Source organism: Raoultella sp. (genome assembly GCF_039594335.1).
Lineage (GTDB): Bacteria > Pseudomonadota > Gammaproteobacteria > Enterobacterales > Enterobacteriaceae > Klebsiella.
In genome coordinates this window covers 1-24,122 of the sequence record NZ_JBCNNS010000070.1, presented here as the reverse complement: position 1 = coordinate 24,122, position 24,122 = coordinate 1, and the positions used below count along the sequence as shown (strand labels likewise).

General features: G+C 55.5%; 23 protein-coding genes. 8 read left to right on the top strand and 15 right to left on the bottom strand.

Annotation, left to right across the window (positions count from 1 at the left end):
* The coding region (locus tag ACZAHD_RS13670) for an FGGY-family carbohydrate kinase (RefSeq protein ID WP_462457261.1) at positions 1-441 on the top strand (441 nt) is incomplete at its 5' end.
* Complete coding sequence (locus tag ACZAHD_RS13665) at positions 438-1,466, top strand: 2-hydroxyacid dehydrogenase (protein ID WP_462457260.1); 1,029 nt, start codon at positions 438-440, stop codon at positions 1,464-1,466. The genes ACZAHD_RS13670 and ACZAHD_RS13665, both read left to right, overlap by 4 nt.
* On the opposite strand, the gene ACZAHD_RS13660 is transcribed toward ACZAHD_RS13665, so the two are convergent.
* Genes ACZAHD_RS13660 through ACZAHD_RS13640 form a run of 5 tightly spaced genes read right to left on the bottom strand, consistent with a single transcriptional unit; the run spans position 1,463 to position 6,933 of the window.
* Positions 1,463-2,410, bottom strand: coding sequence for a carbohydrate kinase family protein (locus ACZAHD_RS13660; protein WP_462457259.1), 948 nt, complete (start codon positions 2,408-2,410; stop codon positions 1,463-1,465). The two genes, ACZAHD_RS13665 and ACZAHD_RS13660, sit on opposite strands and share 4 nt — an antisense overlap.
* An 11-nt stretch (positions 2,411-2,421) precedes the next feature.
* Positions 2,422-3,420, bottom strand: a complete 999-nt coding sequence (locus tag ACZAHD_RS13655; RefSeq protein WP_462457258.1) for an ABC transporter permease — start codon at positions 3,418-3,420, stop codon at positions 2,422-2,424.
* Entirely contained in the window at positions 3,420-4,406 is a 987-nt protein-coding gene (locus tag ACZAHD_RS13650; RefSeq protein WP_462457257.1) for an ABC transporter permease, read from the bottom strand. Before ACZAHD_RS13650 ends, ACZAHD_RS13655 begins: the two co-directional genes overlap by 1 nt.
* A complete protein-coding gene (locus tag ACZAHD_RS13645; RefSeq protein WP_462457263.1) occupies positions 4,403-5,908 on the bottom strand; it encodes a sugar ABC transporter ATP-binding protein in 1,506 nt (501 codons plus the stop codon). The genes ACZAHD_RS13650 and ACZAHD_RS13645 overlap by 4 nt, the downstream gene beginning before the upstream one ends.
* A 44-nt stretch (positions 5,909-5,952) precedes the next feature.
* Positions 5,953-6,933, bottom strand: coding sequence for a sugar ABC transporter substrate-binding protein (locus tag ACZAHD_RS13640; protein WP_462457256.1), 981 nt, complete (start codon positions 6,931-6,933; stop codon positions 5,953-5,955).
* A 416-nt stretch (positions 6,934-7,349) separates the two neighbouring features.
* Between ACZAHD_RS13640 and ACZAHD_RS13635 the strand changes: the two genes are divergently transcribed.
* Complete coding sequence (locus tag ACZAHD_RS13635; RefSeq protein WP_462457255.1) at positions 7,350-9,659, top strand: molybdopterin-dependent oxidoreductase; 2,310 nt, start codon at positions 7,350-7,352, stop codon at positions 9,657-9,659.
* A 108-nt stretch (positions 9,660-9,767) separates the two neighbouring features.
* Here the strand turns inward: ACZAHD_RS13635 and ACZAHD_RS13630 are convergent, their stop codons facing one another.
* Complete coding sequence (locus ACZAHD_RS13630; protein WP_462457254.1) at positions 9,768-10,310, bottom strand: 1,2-dihydroxy-3-keto-5-methylthiopentene dioxygenase; 543 nt, start codon at positions 10,308-10,310, stop codon at positions 9,768-9,770.
* Complete coding sequence (gene mtnC, locus ACZAHD_RS13625; RefSeq protein WP_462457253.1) at positions 10,307-10,996, bottom strand: acireductone synthase; 690 nt, start codon at positions 10,994-10,996, stop codon at positions 10,307-10,309. The genes ACZAHD_RS13630 and mtnC overlap by 4 nt, the downstream gene beginning before the upstream one ends.
* 170 nt (positions 10,997-11,166) lie before the next feature.
* On the opposite strand from mtnC, the gene ACZAHD_RS13620 reads away from it, so the two are divergent.
* Positions 11,167-12,312, top strand: coding sequence for a pyridoxal phosphate-dependent aminotransferase (locus ACZAHD_RS13620; RefSeq protein ID WP_462457262.1), 1,146 nt, complete (start codon positions 11,167-11,169; stop codon positions 12,310-12,312).
* On the opposite strand, the gene ACZAHD_RS13615 is transcribed toward ACZAHD_RS13620, so the two are convergent.
* From ACZAHD_RS13615 to dsbG, 4 genes are all read right to left on the bottom strand, one after another.
* The gene (locus tag ACZAHD_RS13615; RefSeq protein WP_462457252.1) at positions 12,313-12,939 is read right to left on the bottom strand and encodes an IbrB-like domain-containing protein; all 627 of its coding nucleotides are present in this window, start codon (positions 12,937-12,939) and stop codon (positions 12,313-12,315) included.
* Entirely contained in the window at positions 12,924-14,147 is a 1,224-nt protein-coding gene (locus ACZAHD_RS13610; RefSeq protein WP_462457251.1) for a phosphoadenosine phosphosulfate reductase, read from the bottom strand. Before ACZAHD_RS13610 ends, ACZAHD_RS13615 begins: the two co-directional genes overlap by 16 nt.
* Before the next feature lie 125 nt (positions 14,148-14,272).
* Positions 14,273-15,187: a DNA-binding transcriptional repressor CitR gene (gene citR, locus ACZAHD_RS13605; RefSeq protein ID WP_462457250.1), complete on the bottom strand. Its 915-nt coding sequence runs from the start codon at positions 15,185-15,187 to the stop codon at positions 14,273-14,275.
* A 187-nt stretch (positions 15,188-15,374) separates the two neighbouring features.
* The gene (gene dsbG / locus ACZAHD_RS13600) at positions 15,375-16,121 is read right to left on the bottom strand and encodes a thiol:disulfide interchange protein DsbG (RefSeq protein WP_462457249.1); all 747 of its coding nucleotides are present in this window, start codon (positions 16,119-16,121) and stop codon (positions 15,375-15,377) included.
* 408 nt (positions 16,122-16,529) lie between these two features.
* On the opposite strand from dsbG, the gene ahpC reads away from it, so the two are divergent.
* Both ahpC and ahpF read left to right on the top strand, forming a co-directional pair.
* Positions 16,530-17,093 (top strand): alkyl hydroperoxide reductase subunit C, encoded by a 564-nt coding sequence (gene ahpC, locus ACZAHD_RS13595; protein ID WP_462457248.1) that lies wholly within the window; start codon positions 16,530-16,532, stop codon positions 17,091-17,093.
* Positions 17,094-17,334: 241 nt separating this feature from the next.
* Positions 17,335-18,900 carry an alkyl hydroperoxide reductase subunit F gene (ahpF, locus tag ACZAHD_RS13590; RefSeq protein ID WP_462457247.1) on the top strand — a complete coding sequence of 522 codons (1,566 nt, stop codon included), beginning with the start codon at positions 17,335-17,337 and terminating at the stop codon, positions 18,898-18,900.
* 67 nt (positions 18,901-18,967) lie between these two features.
* Here the strand turns inward: ahpF and uspG are convergent, their stop codons facing one another.
* Both uspG and rnk read right to left on the bottom strand, forming a co-directional pair.
* Positions 18,968-19,396, bottom strand: a complete 429-nt coding sequence (gene uspG, locus ACZAHD_RS13585; protein ID WP_462457246.1) for a universal stress protein UspG — start codon at positions 19,394-19,396, stop codon at positions 18,968-18,970.
* Positions 19,397-19,588: 192 nt separating this feature from the next.
* Positions 19,589-19,999 (bottom strand): nucleoside diphosphate kinase regulator, encoded by a 411-nt coding sequence (gene rnk, locus ACZAHD_RS13580; protein WP_032688893.1) that lies wholly within the window; start codon positions 19,997-19,999, stop codon positions 19,589-19,591.
* Between the two features lie 238 nt (positions 20,000-20,237).
* Here rnk and ACZAHD_RS13575 point away from each other — a divergent pair, with 238 nt between their 5' ends.
* Entirely contained in the window at positions 20,238-21,068 is an 831-nt protein-coding gene (locus ACZAHD_RS13575; protein ID WP_462457245.1) for an alpha/beta fold hydrolase, read from the top strand.
* Positions 21,069-21,097: 29 nt separating this feature from the next.
* On the opposite strand, the gene rna is transcribed toward ACZAHD_RS13575, so the two are convergent.
* Positions 21,098-21,895 carry a ribonuclease I gene (rna, locus tag ACZAHD_RS13570; RefSeq protein WP_462457244.1) on the bottom strand — a complete coding sequence of 266 codons (798 nt, stop codon included), beginning with the start codon at positions 21,893-21,895 and terminating at the stop codon, positions 21,098-21,100.
* Positions 21,896-21,980: 85 nt separating this feature from the next.
* Positions 21,981-23,351: an anaerobic C4-dicarboxylate transporter DcuC gene (dcuC, locus tag ACZAHD_RS13565; RefSeq protein WP_462457243.1), complete on the bottom strand. Its 1,371-nt coding sequence runs from the start codon at positions 23,349-23,351 to the stop codon at positions 21,981-21,983.
* Positions 23,352-23,643: 292 nt separating this feature from the next.
* On the opposite strand from dcuC, the gene pagP reads away from it, so the two are divergent.
* Positions 23,644-24,122: lipid IV(A) palmitoyltransferase PagP (gene pagP / locus ACZAHD_RS13560; RefSeq protein WP_462457242.1), on the top strand; the 479-nt coding region annotated here is incomplete at its 3' end.

The following is a 24,122-nucleotide window of genomic DNA, read 5'->3' as shown; positions in this document are numbered from 1 at the left end:
GATGCGCGGGCCGGTTATTTCGGTATCAGCCAGCACACCACCCGCGCGGAGCTGCAGCGGGCAGTGTTTGAAGGGCTGGCTTACGCGATTGTCGACTCGCTGCAGGGCTATCCGCAGGGCGACGAACTGTATCTGACCGGCGGCGGCGCCGCCTCGGCAACCTGGCTGCAAATCATTGCCGACTGTACCGGCCGCACGGTGGTCTCCAGCGCGTTTAATGAACTCAGCGCCCGCGGGGCGGCGATTCTGGCGGCCCGTAGCGTTGGTGCGCTGGCGCACTATCCAACGCTGGAGCAGACCCGCTATCAGCCCGATCCGCAGGCTCATACCCGTTACGCGGCCCTGTACCCGGTTTACCGGCTACTGCGCGAGCAGATGCTGCCCGTCTGGCAGGCCCGACAGGATGCACTTCACCGTCTTTCTCAGGAACAACATTCATGAAAATCGTTTTTACCGCCGAACATTCCGGCGATCTCGCCCCTTTTCAGCAACTCGGCGAGCTGCTGGTAGAAGGGTGGGCGTTGGGCAAACCGAAACTGAGCGCTGGACAACTGATTGAGCTGGCCCACGATGCCGAGGTGCTGGTGACCAGCTATGACGATGTGACGGAAGAGGTGATCGCCGCCTGCCCACGTCTGCAGGTCATCGCCTGTACCCGCGCCAATCCGGTGAACATCGATACCAAAGCCGCCCAGGTTCGCGGCATCCGTGTGCTCTATACACCGGGGCGCAATGCGGACGCTGCGGCAGAGCTGACCATCGGGCTGATGTTGAGCCTGGCGCGGCATATTCCGCAGTCTCATGCGGCGCTGAAACGCGGCGAATTCACTAACGCCGAGAACGCTGCCCAGGCCACCCAGAGCGGGCTGCGTCGCGATGTGGTGTGGGACGTGAGCCCGGAGAGTCCCTATGAAGTGTTTAAAGGCAGCGAGCTGCGCAATAAAACCCTGGGACTGATGGGTTATGGTAATATCGGTCGCCGTGTGGCGCGTATTGCGCGGGCCTTTGGTATGGTGGTGCTGGTGGTGGATCCGTTTGTCGCCGCCGAGGATATCAACGAGCCGGGGCTACAGAAAACGACGCTTGAGGGGCTGTTCCGTGACGCGGACATCGTCAGTCTGCATCTGAGCAGCGGCCCGCACAGCGATGGTCTGGTGAACGCGCCGCTGTTGAATAGCATGAAGCCCGGCGCGCTGCTGATTAACACTTCGCGCGCCGCGGTAGTAGATGAAGAGGCGTTAATTGACGCGCTGCGCCACGGTCCGCTCGGCGGCGCGGCACTGGATGTTTATCACCGCGAACCGCTGTGGCGCGACCACCCGTTTATCACCGAGTTTGATAACGTGATCCTCACCCCGCATATCGCCGGGGCGACGCGAGAGAGCATCGCTAAACACACGGCGATGATTGCCGCTGACCTTCAGCGTTATATTGCCGGAGAGCCGCTGCTCTACCAGTGGCGCTAAGCCGTGGCCCGGGTGGTCGCCATAAACCTCAGGGTATGGTCCCAGTCGACAACTCCGGCATCTGATCCTAATCCGGTCGCCACCAGTGCGGCGACCGCCGATGCCACCTCACAGGCCTGTTTCACGCTCATCCCGCGGGCCAGCGCGGCAATAAAGCCGCCGCAATAGCTGTCGCCGCAGCCGGTAGTATCCACGGCATCGACCCGGTACGGCGCGATATGTTCGACAGCGCCGTCGCGGGTCAGCAGCCACGAGCCGTTTTCGCCATCCTTCAGAATGCAGGTCCCGACGCCAAGCTCGAAGAAGAAGCGAGCGATCGCTTCCGGCTGCATCTGCCCGGAGAGGTACGCCGCCTCTTCAAGGGAAGGCATAAAGTAGTCCACCGATGGCAGCAGCGGGCGCAGCAGTTCCAGCGTGTTCTCATTCGGGGCGATTAAATCAAAGCTGGTGACCACTCCCCGGGCCTTCGCCGCCGCTAGCAGACGCGCACTCTGACCCCGATCCATCGCCGCCAGCAGGCCGCTGCCGCCGTGGTGCAGAAAGCGGCAGTCGAGAACGGCGGCGAAGGTTTCTTCGCTGACGAAAAGCGCATCGGAGGCGCCCCGGCAGTGCAGCGCCGGACGCTCGCCGTTGGGACGGATCGGCAGAATCGTTGCCGACGTTTCCTGCTGCGCCGTGCGCTGGACCAGCGAACAGTCGATCCCCAGTCGCGCATAGCTGGCGAGGATAAAATCGGCTTTTTCATCTTCGCCGAGACAGGCCACCGCGGCGGTACGAATGCCCAGCTTCGCCGCGTTAATATTGGCCCCGGCGGCGGTTCCGGCTGGGTTAAGGCGAATTTGTTCGATAAAGGCCACCCCGCCGCGCGGCGGGATGTCGATAACCGGGCGACCGGCGATATCAAGAATAGTCAGGCCGACAAAGACGGCGTCAAAGGCTGCCATAGGTGCTCCACTTAACGATGGGTTTGGCGCAGTCGCGCCTGCCAGAAAGAGAGGGCGAGCGCCACTACCAGAATCATGCCAACCAGCGCATCTTTCACCAGGTAGTTGAGTCCCATCAGGTTCAGGCCGTTATCAATAATGGCGAGGAACAGCACACCGCCGAGGGTTCCGGCGATGCTGACCCGACCCAGCCGGTTAAAGGCGGTGCCGATGAATACCGCGGCAATAGCGTCCATCAGGTAGGCCTGACCGGCCAGCGGCGTAAACTGACGCAGGTTGGCGGAAAGAATGACGCCGCCGACGGCGCACAGCGCGGAGGCTACCACCAGTACCCACAGCAGAGTCAGGCGATCGCGGATCCCGGCGATACGCGCCGCTTCGCCGTTCTGGCCGATAGCGCGTACGTATTTGCCGAACAGAGTGCGTTCGGTCATCAGCCAGACTATCAGCCACAGTGCGAGGACAATCACCACCGGCATCGGAATACCGGCGATATTGCCGACCGCCAGATCGTGATACTCCGGCGCCATCCGGCGGTAAGAGATCGAGCCGCCGCCGTCGGTATAGATACGTTCAGCGCTGCTGGCGATAAACCAGGTGCCGAGGGTGGCGAGGAACGGGCGAATCTGGCAGATAAGGATCAGGAAAGCATTCAGCAGACCGATAATCATTCCGCCAAGCAGGGCGCAGCCCACTGCCGCCTGCCACGGCAAGTGCCAGGTTTTTAAGGCCACCAGCGCAAAGGCGGCGCCAAAATCGAGCGCCACGCCGACCGAAAGGTCGATGGCGCCAGCGCTGACGATGAGGGTCATCGCCATCGCCACAATCAGCAGAATGGCGCTGCCCTGGAGTAAATTCGCCCAGTTATCGAGGGTCAGAAAGACCGGATTGGCCCAGCCAAACAGGGCGACTGCCAGTAGGGTAATCATGCCGAATCCGGCCCGCGACAGCCACGCCTGCGGGCTGCTGCCCGACCCGTTGGTTGAGGATTTGAGCGTCAGCTGGCTCATCAGTGGCCTCCTTGATGTCTGACCGCCGAAGCGGCCAGTACGATGAGGATCAGGCCGCCCTTGATGGCGCCCATCCAGAAGATATTCACCCCCAGCAGGCCAAGGCCGTTGGAGAGCGCGTTGACCAGCACTGCGCCGAGCAGCGCGCCCCAGATGGTGACCACGCGCCGCCGCGAGAACGCCGCGCCGATAAAGGTGGCGAGGACGGTCTCAAGCAGTAGCGGCGTCGCCGTGCCGCTGGAGCTGCCTGAGCCTTGGCTCAGCAGTGGCAAAATCGCCAGTCCGGCGGCGATCCCCGCCAGCAGCCAGACCATAATCGTCAAACGACGGACGTTGAGCCCGCTCATTTGCGCCATATCGCGATTGCCCCCTACCGCCTGTAAATGCTGGCCGAAGCGGGAGTGATGGAGCAAAAACTGAAACAGCACGAATACCGCCAGCAGATAGATCAGCGGCCAGGGGACCCCGAGCACCGCGTTGTCGCGAAATGCGACCATCAGCGGATCGTTGACCGCGATGCGTCGCTGGCCGGTCAGCAGATCCGTCAGGCCGGTAAAGGCGACGGAGGTCGACAGGGTTGCCAGCAGCGGCGGCAGGCCAGCGGCGAGCACCAGTATCGCGTTCACCGCCCCGCAGGCGAGAGATACCGCGACCAGCAGCAGTAACAGCAACAGATACGGGGTGTTCCATTCGACCATGCCGAGGCTCAGCAGGGCGACGCCGAGTACGGCGATAGCGGGAAGCGAGAGGTCGATACCGCCGGAGACCACGTCATCGCCGCCGACGGCAATTACGCACACCAGGCCGAAGCAGAGGATTGCCAGCGGCACGCTCTGCACCAGCATCATGCTGATATTCTGCCAGCTTAAAAAGAATGGCGACTGGAGACTGAGCCAGACCAGCAGCGCAAAAAAGAGAATCAGCGGGAATTTTTCGATAAGCGTCGTTATGCCCGGAAGGGCGCGACGCTGGATACCTGCACTCATACCTGTTGTTCCTGTCCACCGTTAATCGTCGCCAGCAGCGCGTCGAGCGTCAGCCCGTGGGTCGGGAGATTAGCCACCAGCTCGCCGCGCCACATCACCAGGATGCGGTCGCAAAGGCCCAGCAGCTCCGGGGCGTCGCTGGAGGAGACCAGCACCGCGCGTCCGCGATCCGCCAGCTCGCGGGTGCGCTGATAGATATCGCTGCGCGCGCCGATATCGACCCCCAGAGTGGGTTCATCGAGAATAAAGAGCCGCGCATCGGTGCCCAGCCAGCGGGCCAGAATGGCTTTTTGCTGGTTGCCGCCGCTCATAAAGCGCACCGGCAGTTCCGGACGACCGGGGCGGATCGCGAGTTGGTCGATCCAGCGACGCGCTTTTTCCAGCGCCCGGCCGCGATGCTCCCAGCCTAAGGTGGCGGTCTCCGGCAGGGAGGCGAGATTAATATTGTCAGCGGTAGAGAAGGGGAGAATCAGCCCCTGATGGCGACGGTCGCGCGGCACCAGCGCCATGCCGGCGCGGGTGGCTTGATACGGCGTACGCAGTTGATTCGGCTGCCCATCGATGCTCATCGTGCCGCTGCGGGCGCGACGCAGTCCATAAAGCAGATCGATCAGCACGTCGCGCCCGGCGCCCAGCAGTCCGGCAACACCAACGATCTCTCCCGGCTGAATATCAAAGGTAATATCGTGTAATTGCGCACCGTCGCTGAGCTGGCGTACCGACAGTACCGGTGCGGCAGCATCGACTTGCCGGGCGAGACTCTGGCGCGGGGTATAGAGCTGTTCGATGTCACGGCCGACCATCATTTTAATCAGCGCATCGGTATTCTGCAGAAACGCCCGATCGGGATAGCCGACGACCTCGCCGTTACGCAGCACGGTGCCGCGATCGCAAAGGGCGGCGATTTCATTGAGGTAGTGCGAAATATAGAGGATTGCGATCCCTTGCTCGCGCAGGCGCAGGATCGCCGAGGAGACCAGGTTAGCTTCCTGCGCTTCCAGCGGCGCGGTGGGCTCATCGAATACCACCAGCTTTGCCGCGCCGTCGATCAGCGCCCGGGCGATTTGCACCAGCTTGCGTTCGGCGAGGCTGAGGTCGCGGATCAGGCGGCGGGGATGGATGTCCAGCTGCCAGTTGTCGCGGAAAAACGCTTCGGTGGCGGCATTCATCCGCCGCCGATCCAGAGCGCCCCAGCGGGTACGGTACTCCTGGCCGAGGAACACCGATTCCGCCACCGTAAAGTGCGGGATCAGGTTGAGCTCCTGGTGGATGACGCGGATGCCCAGCGCTTCAATCGCCGCAGGATTGCCGAGGGGCAGGAGCGCGCCGTCCAGCGTGGCGTTACCACTATCGGCCTGGTAAACCCCGGCGAGGATTTTTATCAGGGTTGATTTTCCGGCGCCGTTCTCGCCGATCAGACCGTGAATTTCGCCGGGATTCAGAAGCAGCGTGACCGCATTTAATGCAGTCACGTTGGCAAAGCTTTTGCTGATCTGGTTCATCGCCAGACCAGCGGCGGGGTTAACCCTGCCGGAGGATGGAGTGATCACTGCAGTTCGCCATATCCCAGCTGTTTGTAGACTGCTTTCGCCTCCTGCGGTCCTTTCACCGGTACCACCGGGATAAAGGTTTGCAGCGGCAGCTTCTGTTTGTCGAAGTAGCGCGCGACGTTATCGGCGGAGGTCTGGCCGATCAGATGCGGCTGCTGGGCAACGTTGGCGACGAACGGGCTATTAGGTTCCGCCATGATCTCCAGCGTTTCCGGACCAGCATCGATAGCAGTGACTTTCACGTCTTTATCGCGGCCGGTCTCTTCCAGAGCCTGAACGATACCGATGGCCGGCTGATCCCAGCAGGCGACATGAATGGCATCGAGTTTGCCTTTAGGATACTGGCTGAGTAATTCGAGGGTTTTCTTACGCGCGTCTTCCGGGGAATTGGCAAATTGTTCTGCCAGTTCCGGCTGGATAATATGAATGTCCGGATAATCTTTAAGGACATATTTCCACTGATCGTAACGAATCCCACAAATACGCAGAGAGTTGGAGAACGCATTAAATACGGCAACGTTACCTTTACCGCCTAATTCATCCGCCATATAGCGGCCAATGGTTGAGCCCAGGGTGTAGTTGTCGGAAGTGGTGTTATTGACCGAATATTTTGATACATGGTCAACAGTAAATACCGGAATGCCAGCGTCGCGCAGAGCTTTGAATTTAGGTTCGACTGCGCTGTCGCCGAGAATACTAATTACTGCATCGACTTTACGTGACAGTAAAATATCATGGTTGTTGGCATGCACCTGATTATCGCGGCCGCCGTCGACGCCGATCACTTTACCACCCAGTTTCTCTACCTCTTCGGTGGCGCCTTTATAGGCCTCACGATCCCAGAAGTGCTGCGTGCCGACAACGGCGACACCGATGGTTTTTCCCTGAAGTGATAAGGCATCTGTCGCCAGAGCGTTAACAGAGGCAAGCGAGAACAGGCCCAGGGCGATGGGCAATAATTTCATTTTCTGCGACATTCTTATTATGATCCTGTGATGAAGGTAGCTGCGGAGTCGTAGCATGACAATAACGAGCACGCAAGCTCAAATACGAAATATGTCTAAGTTATGCCAACAATGTTATATCGCAGTATTAGCCGAGGAAAACTTAATTTTATCCACGGCAAGCTGAAAATATTTCATGATGCATGATTTAATCCCCTTTAATATTGAGGGTATTAAAACTCATACGCTATTTTTTAGTACAAATAATCGTTGCTGCTTAATTATTATGATTTAGCTGATGTGAAATTTGGTAAATAATCCTTCGGGCCGGGAGGTGTGAGGGGTAACTGCTCTATATCCAGCATATTATATGGTGAGTGGCATTTTATCTTGCTGAGGATCGCGCTCTATTATAGCGCTCTTTAGCGGGTGGGAAGAAAACAGGCACTATGAAAAAACAGCATAATCTGACCGTGATGCACTGGGGTACCTGGCAGGTACAGGCCCGCGATGGCCATATCGCTGCGGTCACGCCGGTCCCCTGGGATAAAGCGCCTTCACGCATCGGTCAATCGCTCCCCGATGCGGTCACCGGCAAGACGCGCATTCGCCGTCCGGCGGTACGAGAAGGCTATCTGAAAAATGGCCCGGCCTCCCGCGAGGGGCGTGGCACCGAGCCTTTCGTGGAGGTGAGCTGGGAGGTGGCGCTTGACCTGCTGGCCCGCGAGCTGGCGTCGGTGAAGGCGCGCTGCGGCAATGAGGCGATTTTCGGCGGCTCCTACGGCTGGGCCAGCGCCGGCCGTTTTCACCACGCGCAAAGTCAGCTGCACCGCTTCCTCAAGTGCTTCGGCGGCTATACCGCCAGCACCAACACCTACAGCAGCGCGGCGGGCGAGCGTATCCTGCCGCATATTCTCGGGCCGCTGAGCCCGCTGCACCGCCAGCACACCCACTTTTCCGAGCTGGCGCGCGAATGCCAGCTGTTTGTCGCATTCGGCGGCCTGCCGCTGCGTAATGCGCAGGTCAACGGCGGCGGCGCCAACGACCATATGCTGAAGTACTGGCTGGATAAAATGCAGGAAGGGGGAACGCGCTTTATCAATATCAGCCCGGTGCGTAACGATCTCAGCGCCGTGGAAAGCGCCCGGTGGCTGGCGATTCGTCCGGGAACCGATACGGCGCTGCTGTTGGCGCTGAGCCATGTGCTGATAGCGGAATCATTGTACGACGCGCAATTTGTCACCAGTCATACGGTAGGCTTTGAACCGTATCGCGCTTATCTGATGGGGGAGCGCGATGGCATTGCAAAAACGCCGGAGTGGGCGGCGGCGATAACCGGCATTGACGCGCCGCGGATTGTCGCGCTGGCACGCGAAATGGCCAGCCAGCGCACGATGGTCAATATCTCCTGGTCCATTCAACGTGCGCGCCAGGGGGAACAGGCCTACTGGGCGACGGTGGCGTTGACCGCGCTGCTGGGGCAAATCGGTACGCCTGGCGGCGGACTGGGCTTTGGCTACGCCTGTACCAATCTGGCGGGGGCGGCGCGCAAAGCCTTTTCCGGCCCGCGTCTTCCCGCCGGAGAGAACGCCGTGGATAAGGTCATTCCGGTGGCGCGCTTCTCCGATATGCTGCTGCATCCGGGCGAAGCGTATGAGTTTGACGGCCAGCATCTGCGCTATCCCGATATCCGCCTGGTGTACTGGGCGGGCGGCAACGCGTTCCATCATCATCAGGATATTAACCGCCTGTGCGAAGCCTGGCGACGACCGGAAACGGTGGTGGTGCACGAGCAGTACTGGACCGCGCAGGCCAAATTTTCCGATATCGTTCTGCCGGTCACCACTTCGCTGGAGCGGGAAGATATCGGTAGCGGCGGCCACGACGGCTTTATGATCGCCATGAGCGCGCAAATTTCGCCGGTGGGCGAGGCGCGTGATGATTACGCCATTTTCTGCGATCTTGCCGAACGGCTGGGCTGTGGCGAGCGTTTTAGCGAGGGGCGTGATGCCGGGCAGTGGCTGCGGCAGATCTACGAAGCGTCACGACCGCGGGCGCAGGAAGAGGGGATCGCGCTGCCGTCGTTTGAGGCATTCTGGCAGCAAGGCGTGCTGGAATACCTCGCCCCGGAAAAACCGCAGGTCTTTCTGGCGGATTTTCGCGCCGACCCGCAGCGCTATCCTCTATCCACTCCCTCCGGCAAGATTGAGCTCTACTCGGAAACGATTGCCGCATTTGGCTATCGCGAATGCCCGGGTCACCCGTGGTGGGATGCAGAAGAGGCGGTTCGGCAGCAGGTGGAGGCCGAGCGCTGGCCCCTGCATCTGCTCTCCAGCCAGCCGCGCACCCGACTGCACAGCCAGTACGATCACGGCAGTGTCAGCCGGGCGACGAAAATTCAGGGCCGGGAGCCGCTGTGGATGCATCCGCAGGATGCGCAGGCGCGGGGCATCGTCGAAGGCAGTGTAGTGAAGGTATATAACGCCCGTGGGGCGATTCTCGCCGGGGTGCATCTTAGCGAGCAGATCCTCAAAGGGGTAGTGCAGATGTCAACGGGGGCCTGGTACGATCCGCTGGATCCGAAGGTCAAAGGCTCGCTGGACAAGCATGGCAATCCCAACGTATTGACCGAAGACCGCGGCAGTTCGCGCCTGGGTCAGGGCTGTAGCGCCCAGACCTGTCGGGTTGAGATTGAGCCATGGCGTGAACCGCTACCGCCGATTACCGCCTTCGATCCGCCGAGGTTTACCAGCGTTTAGCGGCCGGGAATTTCCCGGCGGTGCTTCGCTGGCACGGGCCGATGGGAAGCCGCGGATGGTATAGGCCGGGTCAGGCGTAGTCGCCGCCCGGCCGAGTGCATTGTGGCGTTATGCCAGCCGCGGGTAGGCGTTGGCGATATCGTTGCCGGTAAATTTCGCCACCCAGCCTTCCGGGTTGTCGAAAATGCGGATAGCGGTGAAGTCCGGCTCCGATCCCATATCAAACCAGTGCGGGGTGTTGGCCGGAACCGAAATCAGATCGTTCTTCTCACACAGCACCTGAAATACTTCGTTGCCGATATGCAGGCAGAACAGCCCGGCGCCTTCAACAAAAAAGCGGACCTCATCTTCACCGTGGGTGTGTTCGTTGAGGAACTTCGCGCGTAGCGCTTCTTTCTGCGGATTGTCCGCGCGCAGGCTGATCACGTCCCAGCTCTGGTAGCCTTTTTCCGCCACCAGCTTCGCGATAGCGTGCTGATAGGCGTCAAGCACCGCCTCGGATGTCGGGGAGGGGCCTAAATCATGGTCGGCCTGCCAGCGTTCGAAGCGCACGCCTTTGGCGTTGAGCTGCTGCTGGATTTCATCGCCGTCGGTGCTATGCCAGAGAGGAGTACCGGCGTCTTTATCTGAATAAATTGTTAATGCGCTCATGCTGGGATCTGCTCCGGATGAATGTCGTCAAAACGCTGAACTTGCGGGTGATGGCTGGCAGGATCGTGGTCGCCGCGTACCAACTGGATTGTGCGAAACCCGGCAGCCTCTGCCGCATCCAGCTCCTGATGAATATCGGAGAGGAACAGAATCGTCGCCGGATGATGCCCCAGCTGTTCGGCAATATTGCGATAGGACTGCGTTTCTCGCTTGGCTCCCGTCAAGGTATCAAAATAGCCACTGAACAGATGAGTAATATCACCTTCATCGCTGTAGCCAAATAACAATTTCTGCGCCGCAACAGAACCCGAGGAATATATATATAAATCAATCCCCTGGGACTTCCATTTTTCCAGCGCGGGCAGAACGTCCGGATAGAGATGGCCGGAAAAATCGCCATTCACATAGCCCTCGCGCCAGATAATGCCCTGCAGCGCCTTGAGCGCCGTTGACTTACGGTCTTCGTCCATGAAGGCCAGCAGGGTATCAACCAGTTCGGTGGCGCTGGCGGCGGAGTTGCCGATTTCCGCACGCAGATTATCAAGGATCGTCTTCACCGGCTCGACGTACTGTTGCGCGGTGACAAAGGCCGCTAGCCGCTCGCGAGCGTACGGAAACAGAATGTTGTGGACAAAAGAAATGTCGCTGGTGGTGCCTTCAATATCGGTCACGATAGCGCGGATCATGGTTTCTCCAGAGTAGGCGGTGCGCCGTGAGGGGCTGCTTCAGGCGAGAACCGGCATAACATTATCATTTAGACGTCTAAGCGTCTTGATTGCCAAATATTAACATCGTGTTATAGTGGCTTCAACAATACAGCATTACAATCGGTAATTATAATATGAGCAATAACCCACTGATTCCTGAAAGTAAACTCCCTTCGCTTGGCACCACTATATTTACACAGATGAGCGCGCTGGCGCAGGAGCACCGGGCGATCAACCTGTCGCAGGGGTTCCCGGATTTTGACGGGCCGCGCTACCTGCAGGAGCGTCTGGCCTATCATGTCGCTCAGGGGGCTAACCAGTATGCGCCGATGACCGGCGTCCTGGCATTGCGTGAGGCGATCGCCGATAAAACTGCCGAACTGTACGGCTATCGACCGGATGCAAACAGTGATATTACCGTCACGGCGGGGGCGACCGAAGCGCTCTATGCGGCGATTACCGCGCTGGTACGCACTGGCGATGAGGTTATCTGCTTTGACCCCAGCTACGACAGTTACGCGCCGGCCGTGGAGTTATCCGGTGGCGTATTAAAACGTATCGCTCTGCAGCCGCCCCATTTTCGCGTTGACTGGCAAGAATTTGCCTCAGCGCTTAGCGAGCGTACCCGGCTGGTTATCCTGAATACGCCGCATAATCCGTCGGCGACGGTCTGGCAGCGCGAGGATTTTACCGCGTTGTGGCAGGCGATTGCTGATCATGAAATTTATGTGATCAGCGATGAGGTCTATGAGCATATTTGCTTTGCGCCGCACGGACACGCCAGCGTACTGGCCCACCCTCAGTTGCGCGAACGGTCGGTAGCGGTCTCGTCATTTGGCAAAACCTTCCACATGACCGGCTGGAAAGTGGGGTACTGCGTGGCGCCGGCGGCGATAAGCGCTGAGCTGCGCAAGGTTCATCAATATCTGACCTTCGCGGTGAATACGCCTGCTCAGCTGGCTATCGCCGATATGCTGCGCCATGAACCGGATCACTATCGTCAGCTGCCGGAATTCTACCGCGAGCGGCGAGATCTGTTTGTCGATGCCCTGCGCAACAGTCGTCTGGAGATTTTATCCTGCGAGGGCACCTACTTCCTGCTGGCTGACTACAGTGCGATTTCCGATCTCGACGATGTCAGCTTCTGCCGTTGGCTGACGACCAAAGTGGGCGTTGCGGCGATCCCGCTGTCGGTGTTCTGCGCCGATCCGTTCCCGCATAAGCTCATACGGCTGTGCTTTGCAAAACAACCGGCAACTCTGCTGGCCGCAGCGGAACGCCTCTGCCAGCTGTAGTTATTTTACGCTCCACGCCTGAGAAAATTGCCGGTCGCCAAACAGTTCGGCAAGACCGTTAATTTGTTTCAGGCGTAACACTTCGTCAGCATCCATACCCAGCTCTTGACCGATTTTAGCGTCAGACCAGCCAAGGTTCGCCAGTTCATGGACGATTTCTGACATCGCCGGGATCTGATGGCGGCCTCGTGCGCGGTTATGGCGAATGGTGGCGGCCATCAGCGTATCGCGACTGGCCGAATGACTTTCCAGGCAGGCGACCGGAAGATAGCCGTTTAACTGTTGTTTTAACGGCGCTTTGTTTTTGGCGAGCTCGTGGCGATGGAATCCGTCAACGATAGCGTAGCGCGCTTCATCTTGTCTGAGCACCACGATGGGTTGCGTGAAACCGTCCGTTTCCAGCGAAGTGAGCAGCAGCCGTTTTTCCGGCGGGGCGAGGTTATTGGGGTTGTAATCATTTGGCGAGACGCTCTCCTGCTTTACCCACAGCACACAGTCTACGGGATGCGATTTGAACGGGCTGTAATGGTGTAAAAGCTGGCGAAAAGCGTTCAGCGCCTCGACGCGTTCCGCATCCTGAAGAGTATTCAGATAGCGCTCAAGGTCCTGCATTATTTGTTGTTGCATAAGATCCCCCATTGCTGGCGTTTTTGACTCATTCGTTCGCGGTAGCGCCGGTAATGGCTGGATTTGGTCGGACTGAAAGAGAGCATGCGGCACCAGTAATCGTTATTCAGTAACACTTTGCAGATGCGTCGCCAGGACGGAATATCTTTCGCGCCGGTATCGGCATTCTGGAGGTCAGGTATATCCTCCATCCCTTGTTTTTGATACCAGTGCAGATAAATGGCAATTTTATTCCGGTAATGTTCGGCCGTTTTTTCCGGCATGCTGTCGAGTAAAAACAGGGCATAGCTCTTCCAGCTATGATGTGCGGGCTTCTCCAGCTTACGATGTCCATAGAACTGGTTATCCTGGCCGGCGTAGATGCCGCCGCAGCCTGCGCCGCTTACCCGCTGACACATGGCGGCCCAGCGCTCGGGTTCCAGTATGTGATAAAGCCACAGCCCCTGTCGTTGTTCCGGACCGAAAGGTTCACAGATACGCATGTAGCGCAGCGGTACGCCGGCCTGATACATCAGATCATAGAGTGGGTTATAAGCGAGTCCGCTTTTGGCAAACCAGGTCCAGATATCGGCGGTTTTCCAGTCATAAATAGGGTAGGCGTACCACGCGTGGCCTCCCGGCGCAGCGGTGGTCCAGGGTTTATCATCGGCAAAGCGCTGTTTGCGGCGCGATGAGATGGTGATAAATCGGTTAAGCGATTCATCCGCACGGATGCCGACTAAGACCGCGGCGGGGCGGTTAGCGGAGAACCAGCCGGCGAATTCACGAACAAAGTTTTCGAAGCGCATCCCCGGAGTGTAAAAAGAAAAATAGCCGGGGTCGGTAATGGCATAGGGCGGCGGCTGGCGCACCCATGGGGTGTCAGGTTCCCAACATTGCCATTCCGGCGTGAACTGACTGAGTGAGTTCTGCGTGGTCAGCGGCAGGGCAACCCAAAAAAAGTGTTCGATGACATCCTGATACGCTTCCCGCAGCGCTTCGCAATGGGTAATAGTGCAGGAAAACTGTGCTTCCCAGTCGATAAACAGCACGCTAATTTTGCGGCCTGTACGTCGCGCATGAAGCGCGGTCAGATGTAACATCAGGGTGGAATCCTTGCCACCGGAAAAGGAGACACAGATACGTGGGAAATTATCCATCACCCATTCAATGCGTTTCTGCGTGGCCTGCAGAACGGACTCGGGCAACGGGTATTTTATGAGTGTCACGATCTCTGTTCCTTCAGTACAGTTGACGATGTGATGGCATATTATGCTACGACAAAAAATAACTATCGTCATTTTTTATGCTTTAAGATTTGGTTGAGATATTAATTTTTATCAAACAATTCATTCTATGAATTGTTTATCTCAGGTCGCTGGGGGATTATATTATCGATCGCCGAGGAGAACATGGACGTATTTATCCGCGTCTGGTGATAAATCATGTAGATCATAATAGATGGCAGCGGAACGGGGAGCAGTCTTAAATTCAGATTGAAAAGGGGATGGTTCAGTATCGCTTTCGGCACAAAACCGATAAGGTCGGTCTGGCTAATCATATTAATGATCGCAAACAGCGAATCGCTGCGAAAAGCGATCTTGCGGTCAGGCAGATTTTTTTTCATTTGCGTATGAAAATTCTTTATGCCGACTTCACTGGAAAGATAAGAAGCGAAGCTTTCCCGCATGATGGCCTGCCGATCGTTCAGTTCATCGGCCCGCGGATGGTGTTCGCCACAGACCAGCGCCATCTCCGCTTCCTGGAAGGGTTGACAGACTGTCTCCGCGCTTTTACACGGGGACAAACTGAGTATCAGGTCCGCCTTGCGCTGCGAGATCAAGTTCTCTACCGACCTGCTGGTAAGCTGAAGGTCATGGTGTTCAACCTGCATATTGGGGGTCTGGTAGAGGGCGTGGATTAATTGTGAGGAGTCGGGGGTAATAAATAACTGTGGGCTATAAATGACAAAACGTTTTTTTAAGTTGGCCGGGTTGGCGATAGAAATCGTTTTCTCAAGCTGGCTTAAGTTTTTTTCAAGGAGATAATGCAGGTTGACGCTCGTTCTGGTGGGCGTAATCCCTTTTCCTGAACGAATAAACAGAGGATCGTTAAGCTGAATGCGCAGGCGTTGCAATGACTGACTGACGGCGGAGGGGGTAATAAACAATGCTTCTGCCGCTTGACTGATGCTCAGATGCTGATAAATGCATTCAAAAATAACCAGCAAGTTAAGGTCGAATTTTTTCAGGCCGTAAAGGTTCGCCATCGCTAATGTCCAGATTAAGTCGTGGGGATAAAATTTATTAATATTTTGTATTTATTTTATGTAATAATTGATTGGGTGAATTTATTGTAGCGTTTATTCTTCGCCATGGCTGAATGTATATGACTGGAGAGGTGTAAGCCAGGTTCTTTTTCCTCAGGAACCTGGCCAGAAAGCCGCGTTGAGCGAGTTACTTTTCTCCCATCATGATCTGTAATTTGTCGGCTTCAGGCAGTCCGACCACCTGCTGCAGCATATTATCTTGGTTCAGGTAGTAAATGGCTGGCGTTGCGTTTGCGCCGAGTGCATCCATCAACTGCTGGTTCTCACTGACGATCTTCATCTTTTCCGGAGAGAGATGGGTCGGGATTGTCATATGCATTTTTCCGGCGGATTGTTCGTAATCATGCCAGGTTTTTGCCGGATCCTGGGTGGCGAGAATAGCTGCCGCCATCGCCGGACTTTCGGGTTTGATGACGCCAACCAGCAGCGTGCGAATCTGTACTTTTCCTGACTCTACCCACGGACGGGCCTGTCTCCAGAATTGCAGGCAGTACGGACAGAAGGGATCGGCAAAGACATACAGAATGACCGGCGCCTCCTTTTTCCCTTCCTGTAGCCAGCTGGCGGCTGCCATTTTCTTCCACATCGCCTGGCCCGCCGGCGTGTAGAGCTCTTTCTGGAACAGTTGCTCGCTCAGATTATTGCCCTTTTCATCGTACATATAGCCGGAAATGGCGTGCTTGCCGTCGGGGGTCAGATAGATAGCGACCCCCATATCCTGATACGTTCCCAGCCATCCTTTCATCCCACCCGGCGCTGCAAAGGGTTTAATAATGGTAATGCCCTGTTTTTCTATCGCTTTTACGGCAGCCGGGAGATCTTCAGCCTGGCTGAAAAAGGGTAAAAAACTCAGGAAAAACAGACGCTTTAACATGACTATTCCTTGTTGAATCAATGTATAGAGTGAAAAGATGATGAAGCCTATCACAGCTATAGGTAAGACCTGCTCGCGAGCGGATTGCCCTTTAATACTGCGGATGGTGTAATCGGCCTTGCTGTTACATTAAGGTAATGTAGAGCGCAACGCATAGCCAGCTTGTCTGGCACTGAACCTACCTGCGGGTATTTCAGGTAACGGGGCCGCCTGAAGAGGGTGGCCTTTTTACTTTCAGTGCGATGGGATGCAAAAGTTACGAAACGCGGCGATCGTCGCGATGGGTTCACAAAGCTGTCTTGTTCCGGTTGTTAGATATCGCTTATTGATTTGATAATGCAAACGCATTAGTCGAATCAGGAAAAGTTCGTTAACTTAGACCTCAACGAAAACACGGAGGAAGTATAAATGTCCTTGATTAACACTAAAATCAAACCTTTTAAAAACCAGGCATTCAAAAACGGTGAATTCATCGAAGTTACCGAGAAAAACACCGAAGGCCGTTGGAGCGTATTCTTCTTCTATCCGGCTGACTTCACCTTCGTATGCCCGACTGAACTGGGTGACGTTGCAGACCATTACGAAGAACTGCAGAAACTGGGCGTAGACGTGTACTCCGTTTCTACCGATACCCACTTCACCCACAAAGCATGGCACAGCAGCTCTGACACCATCGCGAAAATCAAATATGCGATGATCGGTGACCCGACTGGCGCCCTGACCCGTAACTTTGACAATATGCGTGAAGACGAAGGTCTGGCAGACCGCGCAACCTTCGTTGTTGACCCGCAGGGTATTATCCAGGCTATTGAAGTTACCGCTGAAGGTATCGGCCGCGACGCATCTGATCTGCTGCGTAAAATCAAAGCTGCTCAGTACGTTGCTTCTCACCCAGGTGAAGTTTGCCCGGCGAAATGGAAAGAGGGTGAAGCGACTCTGTCTCCGTCTCTGGACCTGGTCGGTAAAATCTAAAATTTGCTGCCCCTTTCGCGCTGCAGGTGCGTTGGCTTCGCTTAATCAACCCCGGTCACTGACTTATGTAAGCTTCCGGGGCTTCATAAGCTTGCCGTCTTCCTGTAATGCGAAATACTGGCGGATTTATTCTCAAGCGGGTGCGCCGTACCCGCTTTATTCCAACACCATGATGCAAGCCGCATTCAGGCCGCCCGCAAGGCAGCTTGCATGATGATGTTTTTCAAGCAGGAGATTAAAAATGCTCGACACCAACATGAAAACCCAGCTCAGGGCCTATCTTGAGAAGCTGACTAAACCTGTTGAGCTGGTTGCCACGCTGGATGACAGCGCAAAATCGGCAGAAATCAAGGAACTGCTGGCTGAAATCGCCGAGCTGTCGGCAAAAGTGACCTTCAGAGAAGATAACAGCTTGCCTGTCCGCAAGCCCTCTTTCCTGATTGCCAATCCCGGCTCCCACCAGGGGCCGCGCTTTGCCGGTTCTCCGCTGGGACATGAGTTTACCTCTTTAGTGCTGGCGCTGCTGTGGACCGGTGGCCATCCCTCGAAAGAGACCCAGTCGCTGCTTGAACAGATTCGCGATCTGGACGGTGATTTTGAGTTTGAAACCTATTACTCGCTCTCTTGCCATAACTGCCCGGATGTCGTGCAGGCGTTAAACCTGATGGCGGTCCTGAATCCGCGTATCAAACATACGGCGATTGACGGCGGGACTTTCCAGAATGAGATTACCGAGCGCAACGTGATGGGCGTCCCGGCGGTCTTTATGAATGGCCAGGAGTTCGGTCAGGGCCGTATGACGCTGGCGGAAATTGTCGCTAAAGTTGATACCGGCGCCGAAAAACGGGCAGCGGAAGAGCTGAATAAGCGCGATGCTTATGATGTGCTGATTGTCGGTTCTGGTCCGTCAGGCGCCGCAGCGGCAGTCTATTCTGCGCGTAAAGGTATTCGTACCGGCCTGATGGGGGAACGTTTCGGCGGTCAGGTGTTGGATACCGTGGATATCGAAAACTACATCTCTGTGCCGAAAACGGAAGGGCAGAAACTGGCCGGGGCGTTAAAGGCGCACGTCAGCGACTATGCTGTGGATGTGATTGACTCTCAGAGCGCATCGAAACTGATCCCGGCTTCGGTAGAAGGCGGCCTGCATCAAATTGAAACGGCCTCCGGTGCGGTATTGAAAGCGCGCAGCGTGATTATTGCTACCGGGGCAAAATGGCGCAACATGAACGTGCCGGGTGAAGATCAGTATCGCACCAAAGGGGTGACCTATTGTCCGCACTGCGACGGCCCGCTGTTCAAAGGTAAACGCGTGGCGGTCATCGGCGGCGGTAACTCCGGTGTTGAGGCGGCCATCGATCTGGCAGGTCTGGTAGAACATGTGACCCTGCTGGAGTTCGCGCCGGAAATGAAAGCCGACCAGGTCCTGCAGGATAAAGTCCGCAGCCTGAAAAACGTCGATATCATTCTCAACGCGCAGACCACTGAAGTCATGGGCGATGGCAGCAAAGTGACTGGCCTGCAGTATCGTGACCGGATCAGCGGGGATGAACACCATATCGAACTGGCGGGGATTTTCGTGCAGATTGGGCTACTGCCGAATACCAACTGGCTGGAAGGCGCCATCGAGCGTAACCGGATGGGTGAAATTATCATCGACGCGAAATGTGAAACAAACGTCAAGGGCGTGTTTGCCGCCGGCGACTGCACAACCGTACCGTACAAACAGATAATTATCGCCGCAGGCGAGGGGGCGAAAGCTTCCCTGAGTTCGTTCGATTATCTGATTCGTACTAAAACCGCCTAATAACGTAAGACTACACCTGCATATTAAAGAGGCTACCTCAGGGTAGCCTCTTTTTTATCGTTCTGTGTTACCGAACGACCATCACCGGAATATGGGCGTGGCGGATGACGCTTGAGGCATTAGAGCCTAGTAAATGGGTGCTGATAGAAGGATTACGGGAACCAATCACCACCACATCGGCTTTAATTTCGTTTGCCAGTTCATTGACCATGTCCCGAACGCTACCAAAGCGGACGTGCATTTTAATCCGCGAAGGGTCGATGCTGAAATGCCCGGCCATTATTTTCAGACGTGTTTCCGCCTCGTGCTGTAAATGCTCTTCAAAACGACGCAGATCGGCGGTAAAGCGGCTCATCGTGAAGCTGGACGATCCGGGTAATACGTGGAGCAGGTGAATAATTCCATCCTGCTGGGCCAAAAACTCCGCGTGGCGGACGGCCTTGTCGCTCAACTCCATCTCAAAAACATCAACGGGCATAATGATAGTTTTATACATATGCATTCCTCCTTGTTCGACTGCTTCTATATCAACACATTATAGGAAGATATAGTGTCATTCAGCTCTCAAAACTGTCAGCTCAGGTGAAGGCGGTGGGGAAATTTTGTCAAAACAACGAGAGTGAGGGCAGAAAGAGGATGCGAAGACATCCTCTGAATAAAGCGTAAAACGCCTCAGGCAGCGGGAGCATTAACGATGAAACTCACCTGCGGCTTCCGGCTGGTAAAGCAACTCCAGTACTTCGAGATGAGCCGATGCTCCGCCCGGCAATTCCCAGTGGATTGCACTGCCGACTTTCAGACCGAGCAGCGCGGCGCCAACCGGGGCAAGCACAGAAAGCTGAGTTGCGCTGTCCGTCACCTGCGAGGGAAACACCAGTGTCCGCACGCGCTCTTCACCGCTGGTCAAATCGCGAAATCTGACTTTACTGTTCATGCTGACAACATCATGTGGCATCGCTTCTGGCGCCAGCATTTGTGCACGATCCAGTTCGTCGTTCAGCGCATCTGCCACCGGCGAATTCGCGAAAGCCGGCTGTTCGAGCAGCCTGTCGATGCGTTCTGCATCGAGCTCATTAATGATGATTGCGGGTCTGGTCATCGCATACTCCGTGTTATAGGAACCTGTCCGTAAAAGAAAACCCTCACCGAAAAGGCAAGGGTTAATGTCGTCCCATCATACTGAGACTTGTCGGCGGTTTGAAGTGATTAAACGCACATTAAGCGATGATCGCCGAAAGGGAGAGATGAAATTTATGATAATGCCGTCACAAGCGAAAAATCTGTCTTATCCTTTTTAAGCTGTATCAGGTAGTACCCTTCCAATACAGGAGACTTAAATGAGCGGTTTTGACAAACTTACTCTTAACGACGGTAGTTATCTGTATTTTAAAGACTGGGGTAGCGGGCAACCGGTGGTATTTAGCCACGGCTGGCCGTTAACGGCTGATGCTTTTGAAGATCAAATGTTGTTTCTCGGATCGCATGGATTCCGCGTGATTGCTCACGATCGTCGGGGGCATGGTCGTTCGGCGCAGCCCTGGGATGGCCACAACATGGATCAATATGCCGACGATCTGGCTCAGCTCACCGCCCATCTGAATTTACGTGACGCTGTTCATGTCGGACACTCAACCGGCGGCGGGGAGGTTGCGCGTTATATCGGCCGGCACGGGACTGACCGGGTAGCGAAAGCGGTGCTGATTGGCGCCGTGACGCCGATTATGATTCAGACGGATTTTAACCCGAATGGCGTTCCCAAAGCGGTATTCGACAGCATCAGGGAGGGCGTTATCGAGGATCGCGGGGCGTTCTTCTATGAGCTGACCGCAGCATTCTACGGCTACAACCGGGACGGGGTTAAAGAGTCAAAAGCGGTACGCGAAGGGTTTGTCGAGCAGGGGTTACAGGGGTCAATAAAAGCGCTTTATGATTGTATTAAAGCGTTTTCTGAAACCGATCTACGTGAGGACCTGCGTAAGATGGCGATCCCGACGCTGGTTATTCATGGTGATGATGACCAGATCGTCCCGTTTGAAACCTGCGGTAAAGTGGCAGCGCAACTGCTGCCTGACAGTGAATTAAAGGTCTATCATGGAGGATCTCACGGGATCTGCACGACCCATAAACACCAGATTAATCAGGATTTGCTGGATTTTATTCGTGCATAATCTACCGGCGGCTTACGGCCGCCGAATCATCAGTTGCCGGCTTTATCGATCACAAATTGTTTGCCGCAATTCCCCGGATGGGGCTGGGACAAGAGGCCATTGGCGGAAAGCGGTTGATTGATGGCCTCCGCTTTGATGGCGATTTGCATTTCGGTTAAATAAGCCGGGTTACCGTTGCAGGTCAGCTTAAATGCTTTCACGCTCTGCTTACCATATGCCTGCGCGACGGCGGCATCGAAGTCATCGCGGCTGACGCTCTGACCGTAGTGCTGCGTCAGAAAGAGGCCCAGCGGACTCTGCTTCACTTCATTATCAAGACGCACCATCGTGCCAAAGTAGCTATCGGGATCGAAGCCAAAGCAGACACCGTGTTTCGCATATTCATAACGCTCGAGACACGAATTGCCGCCAGCCCCCGGCATCACGCTATTGAGTTTATTCGCCATTTCGAGCGACAGCCCGGTTTCAGCAGCCTGGCATTTACGCCCGGCTTTGACTTCAGGCATGTTGGGGACAGGGCGGGTGGCGCAGCCAAAGCGCATCCAGCGCCGCTCGTCGACGCCCCGGGCAGCAACGGATTTTGGCAAGCCAGGCCAGAGGCCATGTACCGTCAGGAAATCCGCTTTATTCGGTAATTCCTGCTGCAGACGACACTCTTCCGGCTCACTACGATTTCTGTCATGCATGCTCTGGCAAAACCCTGTTTGCCATGACAAAGCCAGTACATACCGGTCGAAATCGCCATATTGCGTTGCGGTGAGTGGTTCAGCGCCGGCCTGGGTTGCCGTTAACAACAGGGCAATGGCGACGAAATCCTTCCTGAACATGTTTAATCCTGATAGTGGGTGATAATGATTTACAGGAAATGATTAAAGCATAAAAAAGGCGCCTGCTGGCGCCTTTTCGCGTTTATTAAAGTGCGCTAGCGGGTACCAGAACTTCGGTGGCGATAATCACCACCAGCAGACCGACGATAACCGGAACAGAGGTCCGCTTCACCACTTCAAACGGGGAGATTTTGGCCATCCCGGCAACAGCAACCACGACGCCCGAAACCGGTGAAATAGTACGACCCAGATTTGACGCCTGTAGCATCGGAATGGACAGATAGGCCGGGTTGATGCCTGAAGAGTGGGCTAATCTCGGGATCATCTCTACGAAGGCGTAAAACGGTGCGTTACCGGAACCGGTGGTCATGGCCGCCAACATGGTCAGAATCACCAGTACCAGCATTAAAATGATGCTCGCCGAGCCAAATGATGTGGCAATTGAGATCAGGCTATTGATAAAGCCAATGGTGCTCAGGCCCTGGGCAAAGATGCCTGCGGCCACTAACAACATGACGACGCTGGCGAAAGCATCGGCCATACCGCGGTAGGCGACTTCCAGACCGGCGAAAACGTTTTTCGTATTAAAACCGCGAACGAATTCCAGCACGGCTGCCAGCAGCATGCAGAGCACAAGGATGGCAATAATGTGCAGCTCCGGGCCCCATTTCCCGTCGAAAATCAGGACGCCGATAATCGGCGTAAAGGGGAGAAGGGCGTAGAAGGCGGGGGCGGTGGTGGTGATTTCGTTCACATCGAGCATTTCATGGGCGACGTTCTCTTTTTTATCCAGATAGCGCTGCCAGAAGTAGTGGGCAATGGCCATGCTGATAATCGCGACGATGGAGATCGGCAGCGTAGTTTTAAAAGCGAAGTCGATGAGCGGCATTTCTGCGGCTTTAGCGGCCAGCACCACATCGCCGGAGGTCGGAGAGAGGATAATCGCGGCCGGCGAGGCGCAAATTGCCGCCGCGGCGCCGCGGCTGATACCGACGTTCACCATCACCGGGAACAGCGTGGCCATTAGCAGAACACCCAGACCAGTCGCTGAGGAGACGGCCAACGACATCAGACAGGCGACGAAATAGGCAGCGATCATCAGCAGATAAGGGGAGTTAATATAGCGCAGCGGCTTTGAGGCCAGCTTCACCACCATATCGTTGGCGCCAATATGGGTCATATAGGTGGCGAATCCGCAGAGCATCATGATCATCATGCCCAAATCGCCGCCGCGGCTCATCAGGAGAATTTTGACGTATTCGATAATATCGGTTGCGGAATACCCTGTGCTTTTCGTATCGCCGGGTAAAATCTTGTGTCCCATCAACGCGCTAACGATAAGTAACGTCAAGCCACCGACGAAGAGCACGCCGGTGGCAGAATACCCTTTTATGATATAGCGGGCAACACCCACAATGACCACAATCCCTATCAGGATCTCAACTAGCGTAAGCATTTTTTACCCCTAAACCTTTTACCAAAAGAATATGCTAATAAATAAAGTGAAGATAAAATTAAGTGAGCGAATGTGCCTAATTAATGGGCGAAATGTGCTGATGCAAATCAATAAACCGATGAGAACCCTGCAATCATCAATGGAGGGGCGGGCCGCTATCACATAACGGAAATGTTAAAAGACTGCTGTTTTTCCGATCATAAATCAGAAAGTTACCTAATTTCGTTAAGGTAATATTAAGATTATACTTGTTAACTTATTGCGCTTTAAAATCGATATCGGTAAGAGATAAGTGTTGAGACAACGTCATTTCGTATTGTTTTTTCTTAGTTTTTTAGGGGGCATGCTCCCTTGTGGCGTAGCTAACGCGTCGTTTACCTCGACGATTCGCGATGGGTATAACACCTTAAGTGACAACGTTGCGCAAACCTGGCAGGAACCTGAACACTACGATCTGTATGTTCCTGCGATTACCTGGCATGCCCGTTTTGCCTATGACAAAGAAAAGACCGATAAATATAACGAGCGTCCGTGGGGGGCAGGATTCGGGGTTTCTCGCTGGGATGATAAAGGTAACTGGCATGGCCTGTACCTGATGGCTTTTAAGGACTCTTTTAACAAATGGGAGCCGATTGGCGGCTATGGCTGGGAGAAAACCTGGCGTCCGTTAGCGGATGACAATTTTCATCTTGGCCTGGGGTACACACTGGGCGTGACGGCGCGAGATAACTGGAATTACATTCCCATTCCGGTCATTTTGCCACTGGCATC

Coding starts and splice junctions, on each gene's coding strand:
- ACZAHD_RS13640 (WP_462457256.1), bottom strand. CDS start 6,933: ATGTCGCAGAAAATGAAATTATTGCCCATCGCCCTGGGCCTGTTCTCG.
- ACZAHD_RS13575 (WP_462457245.1), top strand. CDS start 20,238: ATGAGCGGTTTTGACAAACTTACTCTTAACGACGGTAGTTATCTGTAT.
- citR (WP_462457250.1), bottom strand. CDS start 15,187: ATGGCGAACCTTTACGGCCTGAAAAAATTCGACCTTAACTTGCTGGTT.
- ACZAHD_RS13635 (WP_462457255.1), top strand. CDS start 7,350: ATGAAAAAACAGCATAATCTGACCGTGATGCACTGGGGTACCTGGCAG.
- ACZAHD_RS13630 (WP_462457254.1), bottom strand. CDS start 10,310: ATGAGCGCATTAACAATTTATTCAGATAAAGACGCCGGTACTCCTCTC.
- ACZAHD_RS13655 (WP_462457258.1), bottom strand. CDS start 3,420: ATGAGCCAGCTGACGCTCAAATCCTCAACCAACGGGTCGGGCAGCAGC.
- dsbG (WP_462457249.1), bottom strand. CDS start 16,121: ATGTTAAAGCGTCTGTTTTTCCTGAGTTTTTTACCCTTTTTCAGCCAG.
- ahpC (WP_462457248.1), top strand. CDS start 16,530: ATGTCCTTGATTAACACTAAAATCAAACCTTTTAAAAACCAGGCATTC.
- ACZAHD_RS13615 (WP_462457252.1), bottom strand. CDS start 12,939: ATGCAACAACAAATAATGCAGGACCTTGAGCGCTATCTGAATACTCTT.
- uspG (WP_462457246.1), bottom strand. CDS start 19,396: ATGTATAAAACTATCATTATGCCCGTTGATGTTTTTGAGATGGAGTTG.
- ahpF (WP_462457247.1), top strand. CDS start 17,335: ATGCTCGACACCAACATGAAAACCCAGCTCAGGGCCTATCTTGAGAAG.
- mtnC (WP_462457253.1), bottom strand. CDS start 10,996: ATGATCCGCGCTATCGTGACCGATATTGAAGGCACCACCAGCGACATT.
- ACZAHD_RS13645 (WP_462457263.1), bottom strand. CDS start 5,908: ATGAACCAGATCAGCAAAAGCTTTGCCAACGTGACTGCATTAAATGCG.
- ACZAHD_RS13660 (WP_462457259.1), bottom strand. CDS start 2,410: ATGGCAGCCTTTGACGCCGTCTTTGTCGGCCTGACTATTCTTGATATC.
- ACZAHD_RS13665 (WP_462457260.1), top strand. CDS start 438: ATGAAAATCGTTTTTACCGCCGAACATTCCGGCGATCTCGCCCCTTTT.
- rna (WP_462457244.1), bottom strand. CDS start 21,895: ATGTTCAGGAAGGATTTCGTCGCCATTGCCCTGTTGTTAACGGCAACC.
- rnk (WP_032688893.1), bottom strand. CDS start 19,999: ATGACCAGACCCGCAATCATCATTAATGAGCTCGATGCAGAACGCATC.
- dcuC (WP_462457243.1), bottom strand. CDS start 23,351: ATGCTTACGCTAGTTGAGATCCTGATAGGGATTGTGGTCATTGTGGGT.
- ACZAHD_RS13650 (WP_462457257.1), bottom strand. CDS start 4,406: ATGAGTGCAGGTATCCAGCGTCGCGCCCTTCCGGGCATAACGACGCTT.